Origin of the sequence: Thioalkalivibrio sp. ALE11, assembly GCF_000381205.1 — a bacterium.
Lineage (GTDB): Bacteria > Pseudomonadota > Gammaproteobacteria > Ectothiorhodospirales > Ectothiorhodospiraceae > Thioalkalivibrio.
Window position 1 is genome coordinate 15397 of sequence record NZ_KB906179.1, and the last position, 19905, is coordinate 35301.

Below are 19905 nucleotides of genomic sequence, written 5' to 3' on the forward strand. Positions count from 1 at the left end.
ACTGACAGGAGAAACGCCATGAACCAGGCACTGTGGATCGCCAAGACCGGACTCGACGCGCAGGACACGCGCATGTCGACCGTGGCCAACAACCTGGCCAACTCGAGCACCACCGGCTTCAAGAAGGACCGGGCGGTGTTCGAGGATCTGATTTACCAGACCGTGCGCCAGCCGGGCGCTCAGGCCACCCAGGACCAGCAGCTGCCCTCGGGCCTGCAGATCGGCACCGGCGTGCGCACGGTCAGCACCGAGAAGATGTTCGAACAGGGCAACCTGCAGCAGACCGAGAACTCGCTGGATGTCGCCATCGAGGGGGACGGTTTCTTCCAGGTGCTGATGCCCAACGGCGACATCGGCTACACCCGCGATGGCAGCTTCCAGGTGAATTCCGACGGCCAGGTGGTGATGTCCAACGGCTATCCGCTGCAGCCGGGCCTGTTCGTGCCGGATGATGCCGAGTCGATCGACATCGGCAAGGACGGCACCGTGACCGCGCGCATTACGGGGCAGGCCGAACCGGTGGACCTGGGGCAGATCCAGCTGGCGGACTTCGTGAACCCCGCGGGCCTGGAGGCGGTGGGCGAGAACATCTTCAAGGAGACCGCGGCTTCCGGCGTGGCGCAGCAGGCCAACCCCGGGCTCAACGGCGTGGGCACGGTGATCCAGGGCTCGCTGGAGACCTCCAACGTGAATATCGCCGAGGAGCTGGTGAACATGATCGAGACCCAGCGGGCCTACGAGGTCAACTCCAAGGCCATCTCCAGCGCCGACCAGTCGCTGCAGTTCATCAACCAGACCATCGGGTGATCGCATGAACCGCGCGACGCTGTCCCTCATCCGCTGGCTGGCTCCGCTGGCCCTGGTCCTGCTCGGCGGCTGCGCCAGCATGCCGCACGACACCGAGGCCGGGGATGCGCCCGAATATCACGCCGTGCAGCCGCCGGAACCGGTCCCGCAGGCACAGAACAATGGCAGCATCTACCAGGCTTCGCATTCGCACGGGCTGTTTACCGACCCCAAGGCCGCCCGGGTGGGCGACATCCTGACCGTGGTCCTGGCGGAGAGCACCGACGCGCAGAAGTCGTCGTCCACCAGCACCAACAAGGACTCGGACCTGAATCTGGGGACCCTGGAAGCCTTTGGCGGCGAGGCGACCCGTGGCGGGCGGCCGCTGTTCGGGGTGAGCAACAACAGCTCGCGCGGCTTCGACGGCGGCGGCGATTCGAGCCAGAGCAACCAGCTGGAGGGGGAGATTACGGTCACCGTGGCCGAGGTCCTGCCCAACGGCAACCTGGTGATTCAGGGCGAGAAATGGCTGGGTATCAATCAGGGCGAGGAATACGTGCGGCTGCGCGGGATCGTGCGGCCGCAGGACGTCAATGCCGACAACACGGTGCTGTCGGGACAGGTGGCCGACGCCCGGATTTCCTATGGCGGCAGCGGCTTCATTGCCGACAGCAACACCCCCGGGTGGATCACCCGTTTCTTCAACAGCCCGCTGTGGCCCTTTTAGGACGAGGTGGACATGAACGCACAAACGCGCAACGGGTTTCGTGAGGGGATCCGCGAACGGATGCGTCAGGTCGCGTGGCTGGCGGGCTCCGCCGGTTTCCTGGTGGCCCTCGGGCTGCAGGGTGCGGCCGCGCAGACCGCGATCCAGCAGCAGGCCATGGCACAGCAGCCGAACCACGGCGGTTCGGGCATCGTCGAGCGGGTGAAGGACCTGGCCAGTGTGTCGGGCGTGCGCCAGAACCAGCTGATTGGCTACGGCCTGGTGGTGGGGCTGGACGGCACCGGTGACCAGACGACCCAGACCCCGTTCACGGTGCAGAGCCTCAACAACATGCTGACCCAGCTCGGTCTGACCCCGGACGAGGGGGCCAACCCGCAGCTGCAGAATGCCGCGTCGGTGATGGTGACCGCGGACCTCCCGCCATTCGCCAAGCCGGGCCAGGAGATCGACGTAACGGTGTCGTCCATGGGCAATGCCGATTCGCTGCGCGGGGGCACCCTGCTGATGACCCCGCTGAAGGGGGCCGATGGCGAGACCTACGGCATCGCCCAGGGCAACCTGATCGTCGGCGGCTTCGATGCCGAGGGCGGCGACGGGTCGAGCATCACGGTCAACGTACCGAGTGTCGGGCGCATCCCCAACGGGGCCACGGTGGAACGTGAGGTGCCGACCGCGTTCGCCTCCGGCGACACCGTGACCCTGGATCTCAACCGGCCCGATTTCACCACGGCCACGCGCCTGACGGAGACGGTCAACGAGACCTTCGGGCCGGGTACCGCTAGGGCGCTGGACGGTTCGTCGGTGCAGGTTCGGGCGCCGTCGGACCCCAGTCAGCGGGTCAGCTTCGTCGCGGAACTGGAAAACCTGCCGGTGGAGCGCGGCGAGGCCCCGGCCCGGGTGATCGTCAACTCGCGCACCGGCACCGTGGTGATCGGTTCCAGCGTGCAGGTATCGCCGGCCGCGGTGTCGCACGGCAGCCTCACGGTGACCATTACCGAATCGCCGGAAGTGGTGCAGCCGCTGCCGCTGGCCCCGGGCGAGACCGCGATCCAGCCGGAGACCGACATCGCGATCGAGGAGGAGAACAACCCGATGTTCCTGTTTGACGCGGGGACCTCGCTGGACGAGATCGTGCGTGCGGTGAACAACGTCGGCGCGGCACCCAGCGACTTGGTGGCCATCCTGCAGGCCCTGCGCGAGGCAGGCTCGCTGCGGGCGGAGCTGGTGGTGATCTGATGATCGGGCCGAGCGGAGAAAGCCGGATGCAGGCGCAGTCGGCGATGGCGTCCGATCCGTCGGGGCTGCACGAGCTTTCGCGAGCCGCGCGCGGCGGGGGGCGCGAGGGCATGGAGGCGGTGGCACGCGAGTTCGAGGCGATGCTGGTCGGCCAGATGCTCAAGCAGATGCGCGAGGCTTCGCTGGGCGACGGGATCTTCGAGAACGAACAGACCGAAATGTATCAGGAGATGTTCGACCAGGAGGTCGCGCGCTCGGTCAGTCAGGGTGAAGGTCTCGGGCTGCGCGAGGCGTTGATCCGTGACATGGAGCGCAATGCACCCACCGATCCCGAGGTCCTGCACGATCCGGAACGCCAGCAGAACCTCGAGGCGCCACGGCGCAACGAGAGCCTGACCCCCATGCGGCCGCGCGAGGACGGGGAACGGCCCGCGGCGCCTGCGAATGCGGCGAATGCGGTGGATGGGGCAGGCCCGGGCGCGACGGCGGAACAGGCCGGGGCGGGCGACGCGCCGCGGTCGATGCCGGAGGCTGCGGGCGGCCCCCGGGTCGACTGGCCGCCGCGCAATCCGGACGAATTCCTGGAAAAGCTCGGGCCGGCGGCTGAACGGGCCGCGGCCGAGCTGGGTGTGGATGCATCGGTGCTGCTGGCGCAGAGCGCGCTGGAAACCGGCTGGGGGCAGCATGTGCCCAGCCGTACGGACGGCGAGCCCAGCTTCAACCTGTTCGGCATCAAGGCCGATCGTTCGTGGAGCGGGGAGGCGGTCTCGGTGGGTACCCTGGAGTACCGCGACGGTGTGGCGCAACGCGAACAGGCTCGTTTCCGCGCCTATGACGATCCGGAACGCTCGTTCGCGGACTACGTCGACTTCATCCGCAGCAATCCGCGCTACGAGCGGGCCCTGCAGGCAGGCGACGACGCGACCTACGTGCGCGAGCTGCAGGCCGCGGGTTATGCCACCGATCCGCGCTATGCGGAAAAGATCCTGGATCTGCGTGACCGGGTGGCGCAGGCCCGCGAGCCGGTCCATGCTCAAGTCTCGGCCGGCGCGGCCGATAACCCGGTCGAGGGGTGAAGCATGCATAACACGGATCGCGTACAACAGGGTTCCCAGCGGCCACGGAGGATGGCGTCATGAGTTCCCTCAACATCGGGACGTCGGGGCTGCTCGCCTATCAGCGGGCGATCAGCACCACCAGCAACAACATCGCCAATGCCTCCACCGAAGGCTACTCCCGGCAGTCGACCTCCCTGGCGAACCGGCCGCCCCAGTTCCTGGGCGGCAACTTCCAGGGGCAGGGCGTCGAGGTCGACAACATCCGCCGGATCTCCGACCAGTTCGTGAACAACCAGCTGCGGGATGCGACCTCGGAGAACGCGAATGCCGAGACGCGGGTGCAGATCGCCAACCGGATCGACAACCTGCTGGCGGACGAGGCCTCGGGGCTGCAGCCGGTGCTGCAGAGCTTCTTTGATGCGGCCCAGGATGTCAGCAGCGATCCGACTTCCAGTTCCGCGCGCGAGGTATTCCGCACCGAGGCCGAATCGCTGGTGGAGCGACTGGGTTCCATCGACAGCCGCCTGCAGGAACAGCGCCAGATCGTCAACGGCCAGATCGAAACCGGGGTGCAGGAGGTCAACGACCTGGCCGATGCCCTGGCCGACGTGAACCGTGCGATCGTCTCGGGTTCGACCCAGGGCACCCCCAACGACCTGCTGGATCAACGCGACCGGCTGATCAACGACCTCGCGGAAAAGGTCGACGTGCGCACCGTGGAGCAGGATGACGGGGCACTGAACGTGTTTGTCGGCAATGGCCAGGCGCTGGTGCTGGGGGGCGATGCGCGCGAACTGCGCGCCGAACCGCTGTCCGGTGATCCGGAACGCCTCGACATCGGCGTTGCCAGCGGCGATGGCACCGCGAGCATCTCGCGCTTCATCCGGGGTGGCGAGCTCGGCGGCCTGCTGGAGATGCGCGGCGGCATGCTGGACGAGGCGCAGAACACGCTGGGCCAGATCGCGCATGCGGTGGGCGAGAGCTTCAACGAACAGAACCGGCGCGGGCTGGACCTCAACGGCGAGCAGGGCGAGGCGATCTTCGGCCTGGGCGAGCCGCGGGTCTGGGGAGCCGGGGATCCGAAGCCGGAGAGCAACCCCGAGGTGAGCATCGCGGACGCCGGGGCTCTGACCACCAATGACTACCGCCTGCGGCGTGACGACAACGGAGATTACGAGCTGCGTCGGCTGCCGGACAATCGGGTCATTGATGAAGATGATTACGAAATCGACGACGTTGATAACGAGATCCGCGTGGATGGCATGGTCATCGACATCGGCGATCTCGAAAACGATGACGTCACGGGGGAGTGGCTGATCCAGCCGACCCGCAGCGGCGCCAGCCAGATGGAAGTCCTGATGCAGGACGGCGACGAGCTCGCCGCCGCGTCGGCCCTGCGGGCCCGCGAGGGTGAGGGGAATCAGGGTGATGCCACGGTGACCTCGATCGCGGCTACGGATCCGGATTCCGAGGCGTTCGACGGCAGCATCGACGGTCTCGAGGTGAGTTTCAACGGTACCGACTTCGAGCGAGGGGACGGCGGCACCATTGATACGGAAGAGGTGGATGATGGCGTCTACCGGGTCAGCGGCGACGGCTGGGAGATGGAGGTCCGCGGACCCCCGGAAGATGGCGATACGTTCCAGGTGTTCACCAACGAGAACCGCGAGGGTGACAACCGCAACATGCAGGCGATGAACGCGCTGGCCGAGGAGGACATCGTCGAGGGGCGGCGCAATTTCGGCGACGCCTATAACAGCCTGATCGCCAGCGTCGGCACGCAGACCCGTCAGGCGCAGGTGGCGGAGGAATCGGCCAGTGCCCAGCTCGATCAGGCGCGGGAGCAGCGCGAGGCGGTGTCCGGCGTGAACCTGGACGAGGAGGCGGCGGACCTGTTGCGCTATCAGCAGGCCTATCAGGCGTCGGCGCAGGTGATCCAGATCGGCAACAGCCTGTTCGACAGCCTGCTGGGCGCGGTGCGTGGCTGATGCCCCCGCACGCGGGCGGCAATGACAAGAAGCGAACGGGATGCCACGGCATCCGGAGATGAAACGATGCGTGTATCGACGACCCAGATCTTCCAGACCGGAATCGACCAGATCCAGCGCAATCAGGCGGAACTCAACCGCACGTCGCTGCAGCTGGGCTCGGGGGAGCGCATCCTGACGCCCTCCGATGATCCGAGCGGGGCGACCCAGACCAACCAGTTCGAACGCATCATCAAGGCCACCGAGCAGTACCAGCGCAACATCGACAATTCCCAGCCGCGGCTGCAGCAGCAGGAATCCCTGATGCAGTCGGGAACCGATGCCCTGCAGCGGGCGCGCGAGCTGGTCATCGCCGGCAACAACGACAGCCAGACCGACGAGACCCGGCGCTACCAGGCGAACGAGCTGCGCCAGCTGCGCGACGAACTGTTCGAGATCGCCAATACCCGCGATCCCAACGGCGAGTACATCTTTGCCGGGACCAATTCGCTGGAGCAGCCGTTCAAGCAGGATGGCGAGGGGACGGTCCGCTATGAGGGTGCCGAGGGCACCGGCAGCGTGCGTGAGGTCGAGATCTCGCCGACCCGCACGGTTCCCGTCGGCGATACCGGCGCCGACGTGTTCATGAATATCCCGGAGAACGATGGTCGCACCACGGCCGATGTAACCAACCGGGAGGCGGACAGTCTGCTGATCGTCGACAAGGCCGAGGTGTACGACGTACGCGAACTGGACCGCGAGGAATACACCATCGAGTTCACGGAGAATGGCGATGGTGACATGACCTACAGCGTGCTGGACGAGAACGACGACGCCATCGAGGGCCGGGACGGGGACCTCCTGGAAGATCAGCCGTTCGTGCCGGGTGAATCCATCGATTTCGCCGGGCGTTCGGTGACGATCAGCGGGGATCCGGTCGACGGCGACGAAGTGGTTTCGCGACCGGCCGTAAACAAGGATATCTTCTCCACCCTGGACGACATCATCGCCGCGCTGGAGGAAGGGACGGGGACCCGCGAGGCCCGGGCCAACCTGGCCACCGCCACCAATACGGCGCTGGGCGACATGGACGCCGCCATCGAGAACTTCAACGAGATCCGGGCTGACGTGGGCTCACGGCTGAAGACCATGGACGACCAGACCGAGCTCAACGAGGACCGGCTGCTGGATCTGGAGACCGCGGTTTCGGAGATCCGCGATCTCGACTATGCCGAGGCGATCAGCCGCTTCAACCAGCAGCAGGTGGCCCTGCAGGCGGCACAGCAGACCTACAGCGAGACCAGCCGGCTGTCGCTGTTCGATTTCATTTGACGCGCCGCGAGCCCGGGCCGATGATGCCGGCGGACCTTCCTCGAGATCCCTGACATGGCTCAACGTGATTCCTCCGGCAAGGGTGTGGCCGGCTCCACCGGCCGCCCGCCGCGCTATCTTCTGATCCTGCTCGGCCTGGCGATCATCTGGGCGGGCTTCTGGGGCTGGGTGCAGTTGCAGTCCGGCGAGCCGAAGTCCGTGGAACTGGATGTTGTGGAGCAGGAGGCGCTGGACGAGAAGCTGCAGGCCCTGGAACGTACGCGTGAACCGGCGCGGCCGCGCCCGGATGCGGATCGCGGCGAGGCCATCGTGGACCTGGACGATCCCGATACCGAACCGCTGGTGCCCGAACTCTATGAAGAAGAGCCGGCTGCCCGGCGCATCGCGTTCTCCGAGCGCGAACTCAACGCCCTGATCGCCCGTGATCCGGACCTGGCCAACCGGGTGTCGGTGCGGCTGACGCCGGGGCAGGTCAGCACGCGCGTGCGCGTGGATGTCCCCGCGGACGTACCGCTGCTGGGCGGGCGCACACTGAACGTCAATTCCGGCGTCCATTTCGAGACCACCGAAGACGAAGGCGTGCGTGCGCGCCTGGTCGGGGTCAGCGTGGCCGGGATCCCGCTGCCGGATGCCTGGCTGGGCGGACTGAAGGACGAGGACCTGCTGGCCCTGGAGCCGTTCCGGGGCCTGGGCGCCGGGATCGAGTCGGTGGAGGTCGACGAGGGGGCGATGACCCTGCAGCTCGCCCCCTGACCCTTCCGGCCCGGACGGATCAGGCCCTGAAGAGTCAGGTGATCACGTCGGGGCTCCGGCGTCCGGTCAGCCCGGGGATATCGCCCAGTTCGCCGGCGGCGTCGATCAGCGGCCGCAGCACTTCCTGAGGATCCAGGTCGAGCCGCTCCGGGGTGGTTTCATGCTGTTCGATGTACAGCCGCAGCGTTGCTCCCTCGGTGCCGGTGCCCGACAGCCGGAAGACGATGCGCGCGCCGCTCTCGAACATCACCCGCAACCCCTGGCCCTCGGCCACCGAGCCGTCCACCGGATCGGTGTAGGCGAAGTCGTCGGCGGCCCGGACCGTCTGTCCGGCGAGCGATTGCCCCGGCAGGGTGGCCAGCCGGTCGCGCACGCGCTCCATCACCGCCTCGGCGTGTTCGCTGCGGATCCCCTCAAAGTCGTGCCGGGTGTAGTAGTGCCGGCCGAAACGCTCCCAGTGCTCGTGCACGATGCTCTCGACCGACTGCCGGCGCACGGCCAGCAGGTTGAGCCAGAACAGGACCGCCCACAGGCCGTCCTTCTCGCGCACGTGGTCGGAACTGGTGCCGAAGCTCTCCTCGCCGCACAGGCGGATGCGCCCGTCGTCCAGCAGGTTGCCGAAGAACTTCCACCCGGTGGGCGTCTCGTAGCAGGGGATGCCCAGGACCTCGGCCACGGTGTCCACCGCCTGGCTGGTGGGCATGCTGCGGGCGACGCCACGCAGACCGTCGGCGAAGGCCGGGATGTGGTGGGCGTTGGCCGCCATGATGGCGAGGCTGTCCGACGGGGTGACAAAGAAGTGCTGCCCGAGGATCAGGTTGCGGTCCCCGTCACCGTCGGAGGCGGCACCGAAGTCCGGGGCGTCGCGGCCGAACATGGCCTCGCGCAGCTGCCGTGCGTGAGTCAGGTTGGGGTCGGGGTGGCCGCCGCCGAAATCGCCCAGCGGCTCCGCGCGCAGGATGCTCTCCGGCGCGGCCCCGAGCCGGTCCACCAGCAGGGCCTCGGCATACGGGCCGGTCACTGCGTGCATGGCATCGAAGCGCAGGCGGAAATCGCCGGCCAGAAGCTCGCGGATGGCGTGGAAATCGAACAGCTTGTCCATCAGCTCGGCGTAGGCGGCGACCGGATCGACCACTTCCACGTCCATGCCGTTCAGGGTGGTCGCATGCAGGTGATCCAGATCCACGTGCACTGCTTCCTTCAGGATGCGGTAGTGGGTGATCGCCTGGCTGCGGGCGTGGATGGCGTCGGTAACCGAGGGTGGAGCCGGGCCGCCGGCGGCGGTGTTGAACTTGATGCCGAAGTCACCCTCCGGCCCGCCCGGGTTGTGCGAGGCGGACAGGATCAGAGCCCCGGCGGCGCCGCGGCTGCGGATCAGATGACTGGCGGCCGGTGTGGACAGCAGGCCGCCGCGCCCGACCACCACCCGGCCGACGCCATTGGCGGCGGCCATGCGCAGAATGGTCTGGATCGCCTCGCGGTTATGGAAGCGTCCGTCTCCCCCCAGCACCAGTTCGGCCCCTTCCAGCGCGGGCTGGCTGTCGAACACGGACTGGACGAAGTTCTCCAGATAATGTGGCTGGCGGAAGCGGGTGACGCGCTTGCGCAGGCCGGAGGTGCCGGGCTTCTGGTCTTCGAACGGATGGGTGGTGACGACGCTGATGTCCATGTGCTCCGCTGCTCCCTTGGCTTTGTTCCGACGTTAGCAGAAACCTCCGGGGGTGTCCGCCCCGGGCACCGGGTCGCCAGACGGTGCCGGCGCAGGGCTGTTAGACTCCGCCGCCATGTTGCTGGACAGCCGTACCCCCGCGTATCTCCAGCCGCGGCCGGTGACCTTCGCCGCGTTGATGGAGCTCTACGAGGACAACTATCTGCAGTTGCGCCGCCTGTGTCCCGATCCCGCCGCCGTGGGCGGACGGGCCGTCTCGCGCGTGGACGGGGCCCTCGATCTCCATCTGGAGGTGCTGGAGCGCACCCGTTATACCACTACGCTGCGCCTGACCTACCGCTTCGGCGAAGGCGACCGGGTGCGCGAGCAGCCGGACGTGCGGGTGCGCATGTTCCACGACGCCCGCCAGGCCGAGGTGCTGGGGCGCTACTGCCGCAGTACCGGGGAGGACCGGATGATCGATACCCTCGCGGGTCAGCCGGGCCTCGGCTGTCGCTGGCGGCACAACCGCTTCCTGTACAAGTGGCTGCGCTACTGCCTGCGCCAGGGGCATCGCTTCGTGGCCGACGGCTCGGCGGCCCCGGCCGCGCCGGTCAGTGGCGAGACCCCGGAGGTCTGAGCGCCGCCCGGGTCATCCCGGGGAATAGTCCAGCGGCAGCGCGGTGCGGTCCAGCACCCGGCGCAGCACGAAGCTGGAGTGCACGCTGTCCACCCCCTCCAGCCGGGTGATGCGCCGCAGCAGGAATTCCTGATAGGCATCCATGTCCGGGACCACCACCTGCAGCATGTAATCGGCGGCCTGGCCGGTGATCAGGTAGCAGCGCTGCACCTCGGGGTAGGTGGCGACCGTTTCCTCGAAATGGGCAAACCGTTCCGGGGTGTGCCGATCCATGCCGATATGGATCAGCGCGGTCAGCTCCAGGCCCAGACGCCTCCGGTCCAGCAGGGCCACGCGCTGCAGGATGATCCCCGCATTCTCCAGCGCGCGCACCCGGCGCAGGCAGGGCGAGGGACTGAGCCCCACGCGCTCGGCCAGCGCCTGGTTGGAGATGCCCGCGTCCTCCTGCAGGATCTCGAGGATGCGGCGGTCGTAGCGATCGAGGCGGTGCAGTTCGTTTTCCATGAGCTGAATCTTGCGCGCACGGGCCATCCGGCGCAATCCCGTGGCGAAATGGAAACGCCATGGGGATAATTCGCAATTCCCTGCGGCGAACTCTGCGTTATTCTGTTGTCCCAACAGGAAAGCCGTAAGCATCCGTATCAGGAGACCGATCGTCATGAGCTTCGATCACACCAAGTACGCCCCCTTCCCGCCGATCGACAAGTCGGACCGGCGCTGGCCCGCGCGCCGCACGACCGCGGCCCCGCGTTTCTGCGCGGTGGACCTGCGCGACGGCAACCAGGCGCTGGTGCACCCGATGAGCGTGGAGCAGAAGATGCGCTTCTTCGAGGTGCTCGTGGACATCGGGCTCAAGGAGATCGAGATCGGCTTTCCGGCCGCCTCGCAGATCGACTTCGACTTCACCCGCCGGCTGGTGGACGAGCAGCGCATCCCCGAGGGCGTGTACGTGCAGGTGCTGACGCAGGCGCGCGAGGATCTGATCGCGCGGACCTTCGAGGCCCTGGAGGGTGTGCCGCGCGCGGTGGTGCACGTGTACAACTCCACCAACCCGGCGCAGCGCGAGCAGGTATTCCGCATGGACCGCGATGGCATCCGCGGCATCGCCGAGAACGGCGCGCGCTGGGTGCGCGACTACGCCGCGAAGTACCCGCAGACCGACTGGGTCTTCCAGTACTCGCCGGAGAGCTTCTCCACCACCGAGCTGGACTACGCCGTCGAGGTGGTCGACGCGGTGACGGCGATCTGGCGACCGGATCAGGGCCAGAAGGTGGTCATCAATCTGCCGGCCACGGTGGAATCGGCGACGCCCAATGTGTTCGCCGACCAGGTCGAGTGGTTCTGCGACCACGTGCAGCACCGCGAACACATCTGCGTGTCGCTGCATACGCACAACGACCGCGGTACCGGCGTGGCGGCGGCCGAACTGGGCCTGCTGGCCGGGGCCGACCGCCTGGAAGGCACGCTGTTCGGCAATGGCGAGCGCACCGGCAACATGGACCTGGTCACCGTCGGCATGAACCTGTATTCGCAGGGCATCGATCCGACCATCGACCTGTCCGACATGGAGCGCTTGATGGAGGTGTACAAGGAATGCACCGACATGCCGATCCATCCGCGCCATCCGTGGGCCGGCGAGCTGGTCTACACCGCGTTCTCCGGCAGCCATCAGGACGCGATCCGCAAGGGTCTGGCGCACTACCGGGAGCACGGTGGTTACTGGAACGTGCCCTACCTGCCGATCGACCCGGGCGACCTGGGACGGCGTTACGAGGAAGTGGTGCGCATCAACTCGCAGTCCGGCAAGGGCGGGGTGACCCACGTGCTGGAGCGCGACTACGGCATCGAGCTGCCGCGCTGGCTGGCGGTGGAGTTCGCTCGCATCGTGCAGCAGGACGCCGAGGCCTCCGGCGAGGAAGTCACCTCGCAGCGCATCCACGAGCTGTTCGAGAAGCACTACCTGGCGCCGGTGCCGGGCTGGGATCTGGTGCGCTACGAAATGGAGAAGGAAGGGCCGGTGGTGCGCCTGGATGCCACCGTGGGTCCTCCCGGACAGGAGACCCGCCTGAACGGGGCCGGTCACGGCGCGGTGGAGGCGCTGGCCGAGGCGCTGCACGCCAGCCGCGGCGTGGAGGTGCGCGTCAGTCATTTCGACGAGCACGCGGTGGAGGCCGGGACCGAGGCGCGCGCGATGGCCGCGGTGGATGTCTCGGTGGACGGCGAGCGCTCGGTGGGCGTGGCCCTGGGCGAGGACACCACCGCCGCGACCCTGCAAGCGGTCCTGAATGCCGCCGGCCGGCGCCTGGGCAACGAGGCCCCGCGCATACCGGATGCGGTGATGGCCGCGGCCAGTGCCTGAACGTCCGTCATGTGACGGTCCCAGGGGTGTTCACCGCAAACCCCGTGTCGCGCGAGCGATGCGGAGTTTTTTGTTGTTTGGCGCCTTTGTTCCGTTGAGTGGTCTAACCTCTCGGAGAAGCGGCCGGAGGTCGCGCAACGGAGGGAGGTGAAATATGCAACGCTGGATTCTGTTTGTGCTGCTGCTGGGCTGGGCTCCGGTCCTGATGGCCTCGGCGCCGGACGACGCGCAGGAACCGGAACTCGATCGCGAAACGCTTCAGCAGATGGTGCGGCACAGCGCCGAGGTGTTCCGGATCGAGGACGGGGTGAGCGTCGAGGAGGCGGTGGAGTCGATGCAGCTGCGGGCCAATCTGCGCAACTTTCAGGAAGTGGCGAACCTGCCGCTTTCCGAGCAGGTGACGGCCATGGGCGGCGAGGGCAACTACATGCGCATTCTGGCGTTCTGTGATGCCCTGATCGCCAATCAAATGGTGCAGCACGACATCATCTTCGCCAGTTTCCTGCCGTGTCGCATCGCGGTGGTGGAGGATGACGAGGGCCAGGGCTGGATCGTGACCACCAACATGGACATGATGCTGCATGCCACGGATCTGCCGGAGGATCTGGAAGAGGTCGCGCGCGAGGTGAGAGACACCATCTACAGCATCGTCGAAGCCGGCCGGACCGGCGATTTCTGAGCATGAGTCGACGGCCACGGCGGGGTGCGCGTTGCCCCGCCGTGGCGTAATGCGGCGTTCATTCTTTTTCTCTACACTCCCCGCCGCGATGAGCAAGGCGGCCCCCAGGGAAACACTGATCCATGTACACGCTCGCGTTGGCACCCCGGGTTTTCCGAGACAAGGCGCGGTGCCCAGCCGGTAGTGGTTCTACCGGCAAGGGCCGCAACGCAGGATCGGGGAACCCGGGGTGCCAACCCCCACAAGTTATTGAATGCAGGGGCTCGGCCGCCCGTTGTTATCGAAAACGGGTGCGCGCACGGCGTTGCGGCTCCCTTGTGCAGAATGACTGCATGGCGGTCACCGCGTCTTGGTCGCACGCAAAAGCGACTCGAGCGCGAGCGTGTACATGAATCAGCGTTTCCCTGGTCCGGATCCTGACGCTTCGCCGGTACTCGGCGTGGGCGCCTACGCGCGCATCACCGCGAACTATTGGGCGTTCACCATCACCGACGGCGCGATCCGCATGCTGGTCGTGCTGTTCTTCCACCAGCTGGGCTACAGCCCGCTGGAGATCGCCTTCCTGTTCCTGTTCTACGAGCTGTTCGGGGTGGTCACCAACCTTACCGGCGGCTGGCTGGCCGCGCGGCTGGGGGTGAACACCACGATGATCGGCGGGACGCTGTTGCAGGTCGCCGCGCTGTTGATGCTCACGGTGCCCGAGGCGTGGCTGGGCGTGGCGTACGTGATGTTCGCGCAGGCCCTGTCGGGGATCGCCAAGGACCTGAACAAGATGAGCGCGAAATCCGGGGTGAAGCTGGTCGCCGGCGACGGCGAAGGGCGTCTGTTTCGCTGGGTCGCGGTGCTCACCGGCTCCAAGAACGCGCTGAAGGGGGTCGGTTTCTTCGTCGGTGGGGCGCTGCTGTACTCGGTCGGATTCCAGATGGCCCTGGTGGTCCTGGCCGGGATGCTCGCCGTGGTGATGCTGTTCTCGGTGGTCGGGCTGCCGCGTGGCCTTGGCAAGGTCGGCGGCAAGCCGAAGTTCACCCGGATGTTCTCGAACTCCACCGCGATCAACGTGCTCTCGGCCGCACGCTTTTTCCTGTTTGGCGCGCGCGATGTCTGGTTCGTGGTCGCCCTGCCGGTGTTCCTGAGCGCGACGCTGGACTGGAACCACATGCAGGTGGGGGCGTTTCTGGCACTGTGGGTGATCGGTTACGGCATCGTGCAGGCGTCGGTGCCGCGCCTGCTGGGCCGGGGCGGGCTGCACCCGACCGGGATGACCGCGCGGCTCTGGGCCTTCATCCTGATGCTGCTGCCCATCGGCATCGTGATCGGCCTGGAGACGGGCCTGGATCCGGCCTGGGTGCTGATGATCGGGCTGGGCGTGTTCGGCGTGGTGTTCGCCATCAACTCCGCCGTGCACTCGTTCCTGATCCTCGACTACGCCGAGGCCGACCGGGTCGCGATGAAGGTCGGCTTCTACTACATGGCCAATGCCGGGGGGCGTCTGGTCGGAACCGTCGCCTCCGGCGCGATCTTCATGCTCTGGGGGCTGGAGGGGGCGCTGGTGGCTTCCACGCTGTTTGTCTTTGCCGCCTGGATGATCTCCTCGGCGCTGCCGCGCGAGGCCCTGCACGCCTGAGCGAATCCCCGTGCCGGTCACGGTATGCCTCTGGTACGCTCACAGCTGTGGTGGGATCCTGCACTGTCAATATCCATTCGAAGGGGAAGCGGGTGGCCGATCGTCCCAGCTACATGCCGTATGGCGGTCTCCCGGTGTCGCTGCCGCGCCCTTCCCCGTGGACGGCCGAGTTCCCGGACCGGGAGCTGGAAGGACGTTTTCGCAGCGAGCGTTCGCGCGGGATGCGGGGGACGTTCCTGGTAGTCCTCGCGCTGATACTGGCCATGCTGGGGGCGCTGGTCTCGCTGGATCTGTCGCGCCTGGAGGCCGAATGGCTTTCGCTCGCGCTGGGGCTGCGAGGGATCTTCGCGGTGATGCTCGTGGCGGCGGCGGTGAGTGTCTGGCGCTGGCCGGAACGCTTGCTCACCGTCGCCCCGCTGACCGGCATTGGCGTGACGCTTCTGACCCTCGCGCTGACCTTTGTCTATGGACTGGAACACTCGAATCCGGCGCTGGACGTCAGCCAGTTCGCGTTTGTCGGGGTGGTGTTCGTGCTGCTGCTGCCGAACACCGGTCGCTGGCGCTGGGGACTCACCGTGGTCCTGTTACTCGCGACCTGGGGGGTGGTGCTTGGCAGTGCCGCCGGCGCCGAGGAAGCCGAGGCCCGACTGGCGGGGCTGTTTGTCTCCTTCGTGTTGCTTGCGCTGCTGGCCATCGCGCATCGCGAGGATACATTGCGCCACTGGCAGTTTGCGGCCATGGACCGGCTGGTGCGGATGTCCACCACGGATCCGCTGACCGGCGTGGCCAACCGGCGCGGATTCTTCGATGCCGCCGAGGCGGCCCGCCATCGCACGCGTCTGGAGGGGGAGCCGCTGACCGTCGTGCTGCTGGATCTGGACCACTTCAAGGGTGTGAACGATCGCCACGGTCATGCCGTCGGTGACGAGCTCCTGCGTCGGGTGGCGCGGGTGCTGATCGATGCCCTGAAGCCCGGCGAGACCCTGGCCCGGCTGGGCGGCGAGGAGTTCGGGGTTCTGCTGCCAGGCGTGCCGCTGGAACGGGCGGAGAAGCGCGCGCAGGGCCTGCGTTCCGAGGTCGAGGCCCTTTGCGTACAGAGCGGGAATGCGGTGGTGCGCATGACCGCGAGCGTGGGGGTGGCCGCCTGGATGCCGGAGGAATCGATCGATGCCGTTCTGGCCCGGGCGGACCTGGGTATGTACGAAGCCAAGGCCGAAGGGCGCAACTGTGTGCGCGTGCAGGCCGACGACGCCGCCTGAGGGAAACACTGATCAATGTACACGTTCGCGCTCGAGTCGCTTTTGCGTGCGAACAAGGCGCGGCGACCGCCGTGCAGTCATTCTGCACAAGGGAGCCGCAACGCCGTGCGCGCGCAAAAGCGGCCGAGCCCCTGCATTCAATAAATTGTGGGGGTTGGCACCCCAGGTTCCCCGATCCTGCGTTGCGGCACTTGCCGGTAGAACCACTACCGGCTGCGCACCGCGCCTTGTCTCGCGGAACCTGGGGTGCCAACGCGAGCGTGTACATTGATCAGTGTTTCCCTGAGCGGCGAGAATTCAGGTCTGCGCCGCGCCTTCCAGTTCCTCGATGACGGCCTGCAGGGCACGCGAGCGGTAGCGAGCGGCGTGGCGTACCCAGCCGAGGGAACGGACAACCGGGGGCCCCGGCCAGTCGAGCACCGCGAGATCGTCGGTGGCCATGTCGCGTGGCAGGAAGCCGATGCCGAGACCCGCGGCGATCATCATGCGGATCACCTCCAGATAGGGACTCTCCTGGGCGGCGGCCGGGCGCAGCTCCGTCGCGGCCAGGGCCTGTTCGATCCGCCGACGGGTGGTGGAATCCGCCGGGGGAAGGATGGCCGGCCAGTCCCGCAGGCGCGTGAGGGTGTCGCCGGGCGCTCGGACAGCCTGCGTGCGGGCGATCATGGGCACCAGTTCGTCGGTCCACACGGTCCGGGCCTCGATTCCGTCGGGCAGCGACTCGGGCAGCGTGGCGAGGGCCAGATCGGCGTCGCCGTGCAGCACGGCCTGGATACCCGCCTCGGAGTCCATGAATGCCAGCTCGAGTTCGAGTTCCGGGTAGCGCCCGCGCAGCGCGGCCAGCGGGTCGGGCAGGCGGTGCAGCGCGATGTGATGGGAGGTGGCCAGGCGGATGCGACCGCGTACCACGGTGTCCAGATCCGCGATCTGCTGCTCGATCGCCCGCAGCCGGGCGAGGATCTCGCGGGCCTCGGGCAGCAGGCGTTCGGCGACTTCGGTGGGGCGCACGCGGCGTCCCTGACGTTCGAAGAGGGGGCGTTCCAGGGTGGCCTCGAGTGAGTGGATGCGCTTGCTGATCGCTGGCTGCGTCAGGTGCAGACGTTCGGCTGCCGCGGAGAACGCACCCGTGTCGACCACCGCGACGAAGGCCTGCAGGGACTCAACACTCAGTTGCTCCGGGCGCATGCCTGTCTCTCCGGGGGCCGCGTGCGATAATGGCCGATTCGATGGCGGAATCCGGCTCGTCTGCCGCCGATTGATAACCATATGGAATGATACGGATAAGAAATCGGATTTGAAAGAATATCGCGGCAGCCGCAGACTGAGGATGTGATCGGTAGGCCCGCCCGCAGGAGGCCAGCCCTCTGGCCGATTTGCCCCAACGTCGAATCGGCCAGAGGGCTGGCCTCCTGCAGGGGGCTTTTACGGCCGTTCACCGAAGACACGGCTCGGAATATCGCGGCGCGGCCGCGGGAGTGAGAAATGGCAGGCAAGACCCTGTACGACAAGTTGTGGGAGGCCCATGTGGTGCGCGAAGAGCCGGACGGCTCGACGCTGCTCTACATCGACCGCCACCTGGTGCACGAGGTGACCAGTCCGCAGGCCTTCGAGGGTCTGCGCCTGGCCGGGCGCAAGCCGTGGCGCGGGGATTCCGTGCTGGCGGTGCCGGACCACAACGTGCCCACCACCAACCGCGATGCCGGGATCGAGGATCCGGTCTCGCGCACTCAGGTGGAGACGCTGGAGAGCAACGTGTCCGGCTTCGGGCTGAAGTTCTTCCCGATGGCCGACGTGCGCCAGGGCATCGTGCACGTGATCGGGCCGGAGCAGGGCGCGACCCTGCCGGGCATGACGGTGGTCTGCGGCGACTCGCACACCTCCACCCACGGCGCGCTGGGCGCGCTGGCCTTCGGTATCGGCACCTCCGAGGTGGAACACGTGCTGGCCACCCAGTGCCTGTGGCAGAAAAAGACGAAGGCCATGCAGATCCGCGTGGAGGGCGAGCTGCGCCCGGGCGTGACTGCCAAGGATATCGTGCTGGCGATCATCGGCCGTATCGGCACCGCGGGCGGCACCGGCTACGCGATCGAGTTCGCCGGCTCGGCGATCCGCAGCCTGTCGATCGAGGGCCGCATGAGTATCTGCAACATGTCCATCGAGGCCGGGGCCCGCGCGGGCATGGTGGCGGTGGACGAGAAGACCATCGAGTACGTGCGCAACAAGCCGCAGGCGCCGACCGGCGAGATGTTCGAGCGGGCCGCCGAGTACTGGCGCACCCTGGTTTCCGACCCGGATGCCGAGTTCGACGCGGTCGTGGAGCTCGATGCCGCAGAGATTGCCCCGCAGGTGAGCTGGGGTACCTCGCCCGAGATGGTCGCGCCGATCGATGGCCGGGTGCCGGATCCGGCGGCCGAGTCCGATGCGGTGCGCGCCGAAGGCATGCAGCGCGCCCTGGAATACATGGACCTGAAGCCGGGCACGCCGATCACCGAGATCCGCCCGGACAAGGTGTTCATCGGCTCCTGCACCAACTCGCGCATCGAGGACCTGCGCGCCGCCGCCGAGGTGGTGAAGGGTCGCAGGAAGGCCGACAACATCAAGCTGGCAATGGTGGTGCCGGGCTCCGGGCTGGTGAAACAGCAGGCGGAACAGGAAGGGCTGGACCGGATCTTCCTGGATGCCGGCTTCGAGTGGCGCGAGCCGGGCTGCTCGATGTGCCTGGCGATGAACGCCGACCGGCTGGAGCCGGGCGAGCGCTGCGCCTCGACCTCGAACCGCAACTTCGAGGGCCGCCAGGGGCAGGGCGGGCGTACCCACCTGGTCAGCCCCGCGCTGGCGGCCGCGGCGGCCGTCGCCGGGCATTTCATCGAACCGTCGAAGCTGGAGGGCTGAGCGATGCAGGCCTTTACCGTTTACCGCGGGATCGTCGCGCCGCTGGACCGCTCCAATGTCGATACCGACGCGATCATCCCCAAGCAGTACCTGAAGTCGGTGAAGCGCACTGGCTTCGGCCCCAATGCGTTCGACGACTGGCGCTACCTGGACCCGGGCGAGCCGGGCATGGATCACTCGCAGCGCCGGCCGAACCCTGACTTCGTGCTCAACCGGCCGCCGTATGACCGGGCGACCATCTTGCTGGCGCGCAAGAACTTCGGCTGCGGCTCCTCGCGCGAGCACGCGGTGTGGGCGCTGACCGACTTCGGCTTTCGCGCGGTGATCGCGCCGTCGTTCGCCGACATCTTCTTCTCCAACAGCTGCAAGAACGGGCTGCTGCCGGTGGTGCTGGCCGAGGACGAGGTGCAGAACCTGTTCGAGCAGGTGGAGGCGAATCCGGGTGCGCAGGTGGAGGTCAACCTGGAAGAGATGACCGTAACGGCGCCGGACGGTACGGTGTTTCGTTTCACGCTCGACGAGGACCGGCGCCACCGCCTGCTGAACGGGCTGGACGATATCGCCCTGACGTTGCAGTACGCCGATGACATCCGCGCCTATGAAGAACACCTGCGGCAGGAACGCCCGTGGATGGTGGAATAACGGTCGGATCGACCGGGCGCCAGGACGGGGTTACCCCCGTAGGAGGCCAGCCTCTGGCCGATGGAGCCTGTCCTGGCGCCCAATCGGCCAGAGGGCTGGCCTCCTGATATGGATTGACCTGTCAACGGTTGGCTGTAGTGTTCGATCGAGACCTCCTGTTTTCCATGCCTTCGAGGCAGGGCACGAGAAGCGGATTGCGACGGTGGATCACTCTGATATACGCGGGTTGGTTACCGACCGGACTTCACTTCGTCGCGGAGCTGCCCTTCTCTACGGGCGAGGGTCAGCCCTTCCGGGGAAGGG

Annotated in this window: 17 protein-coding genes; 14 read left to right on the plus strand and 3 right to left on the minus strand. The window is 67.2% G+C overall.

The genetic code is table 11. The features are described from left to right. Positions 1 to 18 precede the first annotated feature (18 nt). The 7 genes from flgG (at position 19) to F620_RS0112445 (ending at position 7859) form a co-directional block, all read left to right on the plus strand. Positions 19 to 807, plus strand: coding sequence for a flagellar basal-body rod protein FlgG (flgG, locus tag F620_RS0112415; RefSeq protein WP_019022250.1), 789 nt, complete (start codon positions 19 to 21; stop codon positions 805 to 807). A 4-nt stretch (positions 808 to 811) separates the two neighbouring features. Then, a complete protein-coding gene (flgH, locus tag F620_RS0112420; protein ID WP_019570798.1) occupies positions 812 to 1513 on the plus strand; it encodes a flagellar basal body L-ring protein FlgH in 702 nt (233 codons plus the stop codon). A gap of 60 nt (positions 1514 to 1573) precedes the next feature. Beyond that, positions 1574 to 2749, plus strand: a complete 1176-nt coding sequence (locus F620_RS0112425) for a flagellar basal body P-ring protein FlgI (protein ID WP_026331458.1) — start codon at positions 1574 to 1576, stop codon at positions 2747 to 2749. Then, positions 2749 to 3825, plus strand: coding sequence for a flagellar assembly peptidoglycan hydrolase FlgJ (gene flgJ, locus F620_RS0112430; protein ID WP_026331459.1), 1077 nt, complete (start codon positions 2749 to 2751; stop codon positions 3823 to 3825). The genes F620_RS0112425 and flgJ overlap by 1 nt, the downstream gene beginning before the upstream one ends. A gap of 59 nt (positions 3826 to 3884) precedes the next feature. Next, entirely contained in the window at positions 3885 to 5795 is a 1911-nt protein-coding gene (flgK, locus tag F620_RS0112435) for a flagellar hook-associated protein FlgK (RefSeq protein ID WP_019570801.1), read from the plus strand. 66 nt (positions 5796 to 5861) lie between these two features. Continuing rightward, positions 5862 to 7106: a flagellar hook-associated protein FlgL gene (gene flgL / locus F620_RS0112440; protein ID WP_019570802.1), complete on the plus strand. Its 1245-nt coding sequence runs from the start codon at positions 5862 to 5864 to the stop codon at positions 7104 to 7106. Between the two features lie 54 nt (positions 7107 to 7160). Then, positions 7161 to 7859 carry a hypothetical protein gene (locus F620_RS0112445; RefSeq protein WP_019570803.1) on the plus strand — a complete coding sequence of 233 codons (699 nt, stop codon included), beginning with the start codon at positions 7161 to 7163 and terminating at the stop codon, positions 7857 to 7859. A 34-nt stretch (positions 7860 to 7893) separates the two neighbouring features. On the opposite strand, the gene F620_RS0112450 is transcribed toward F620_RS0112445, so the two are convergent. Next, positions 7894 to 9528: an alpha-D-glucose phosphate-specific phosphoglucomutase gene (locus F620_RS0112450; protein ID WP_019570804.1), complete on the minus strand. Its 1635-nt coding sequence runs from the start codon at positions 9526 to 9528 to the stop codon at positions 7894 to 7896. 115 nt (positions 9529 to 9643) lie between these two features. Between F620_RS0112450 and F620_RS0112455 the strand changes: the two genes are divergently transcribed. After that, complete coding sequence (locus F620_RS0112455; protein WP_018871210.1) at positions 9644 to 10147, plus strand: DUF1249 domain-containing protein; 504 nt, start codon at positions 9644 to 9646, stop codon at positions 10145 to 10147. A 12-nt stretch (positions 10148 to 10159) separates the two neighbouring features. Here the strand turns inward: F620_RS0112455 and F620_RS0112460 are convergent, their stop codons facing one another. Further along, a complete protein-coding gene (locus F620_RS0112460; protein ID WP_019022242.1) occupies positions 10160 to 10651 on the minus strand; it encodes an Lrp/AsnC family transcriptional regulator in 492 nt (163 codons plus the stop codon). A gap of 154 nt (positions 10652 to 10805) precedes the next feature. Here F620_RS0112460 and F620_RS0112465 point away from each other — a divergent pair, with 154 nt between their 5' ends. The 4 genes from F620_RS0112465 (at position 10806) to F620_RS0112480 (ending at position 16068) form a co-directional block, all read left to right on the plus strand. Further along, the gene (locus F620_RS0112465; RefSeq protein ID WP_019570806.1) at positions 10806 to 12506 is read left to right on the plus strand and encodes a 2-isopropylmalate synthase; all 1701 of its coding nucleotides are present in this window, start codon (positions 10806 to 10808) and stop codon (positions 12504 to 12506) included. A gap of 154 nt (positions 12507 to 12660) precedes the next feature. After that, positions 12661 to 13185, plus strand: coding sequence for a DUF302 domain-containing protein (locus tag F620_RS0112470; protein ID WP_019570807.1), 525 nt, complete (start codon positions 12661 to 12663; stop codon positions 13183 to 13185). Between the two features lie 388 nt (positions 13186 to 13573). Continuing rightward, positions 13574 to 14809: an organoarsenical effux MFS transporter ArsJ gene (arsJ, locus tag F620_RS0112475; protein WP_026331460.1), complete on the plus strand. Its 1236-nt coding sequence runs from the start codon at positions 13574 to 13576 to the stop codon at positions 14807 to 14809. A 92-nt stretch (positions 14810 to 14901) separates the two neighbouring features. Then, complete coding sequence (locus F620_RS0112480; RefSeq protein ID WP_019570809.1) at positions 14902 to 16068, plus strand: GGDEF domain-containing protein; 1167 nt, start codon at positions 14902 to 14904, stop codon at positions 16066 to 16068. A gap of 297 nt (positions 16069 to 16365) precedes the next feature. Here F620_RS0112480 and F620_RS0112485 read toward each other — a convergent pair whose 3' ends face one another. Continuing rightward, positions 16366 to 17253, minus strand: coding sequence for a LysR family transcriptional regulator (locus F620_RS0112485; RefSeq protein WP_019570810.1), 888 nt, complete (start codon positions 17251 to 17253; stop codon positions 16366 to 16368). Between the two features lie 297 nt (positions 17254 to 17550). On the opposite strand from F620_RS0112485, the gene leuC reads away from it, so the two are divergent. Together leuC and leuD are read left to right on the plus strand one after the other, a co-directional pair. Continuing rightward, a complete protein-coding gene (gene leuC / locus F620_RS0112490; protein ID WP_019570811.1) occupies positions 17551 to 18960 on the plus strand; it encodes a 3-isopropylmalate dehydratase large subunit in 1410 nt (469 codons plus the stop codon). A 3-nt stretch (positions 18961 to 18963) separates the two neighbouring features. Continuing rightward, positions 18964 to 19602 carry a 3-isopropylmalate dehydratase small subunit gene (leuD, locus tag F620_RS0112495; RefSeq protein WP_019570812.1) on the plus strand — a complete coding sequence of 213 codons (639 nt, stop codon included), beginning with the start codon at positions 18964 to 18966 and terminating at the stop codon, positions 19600 to 19602. The last annotated feature ends 303 nt before the right edge of the window (positions 19603 to 19905 follow it).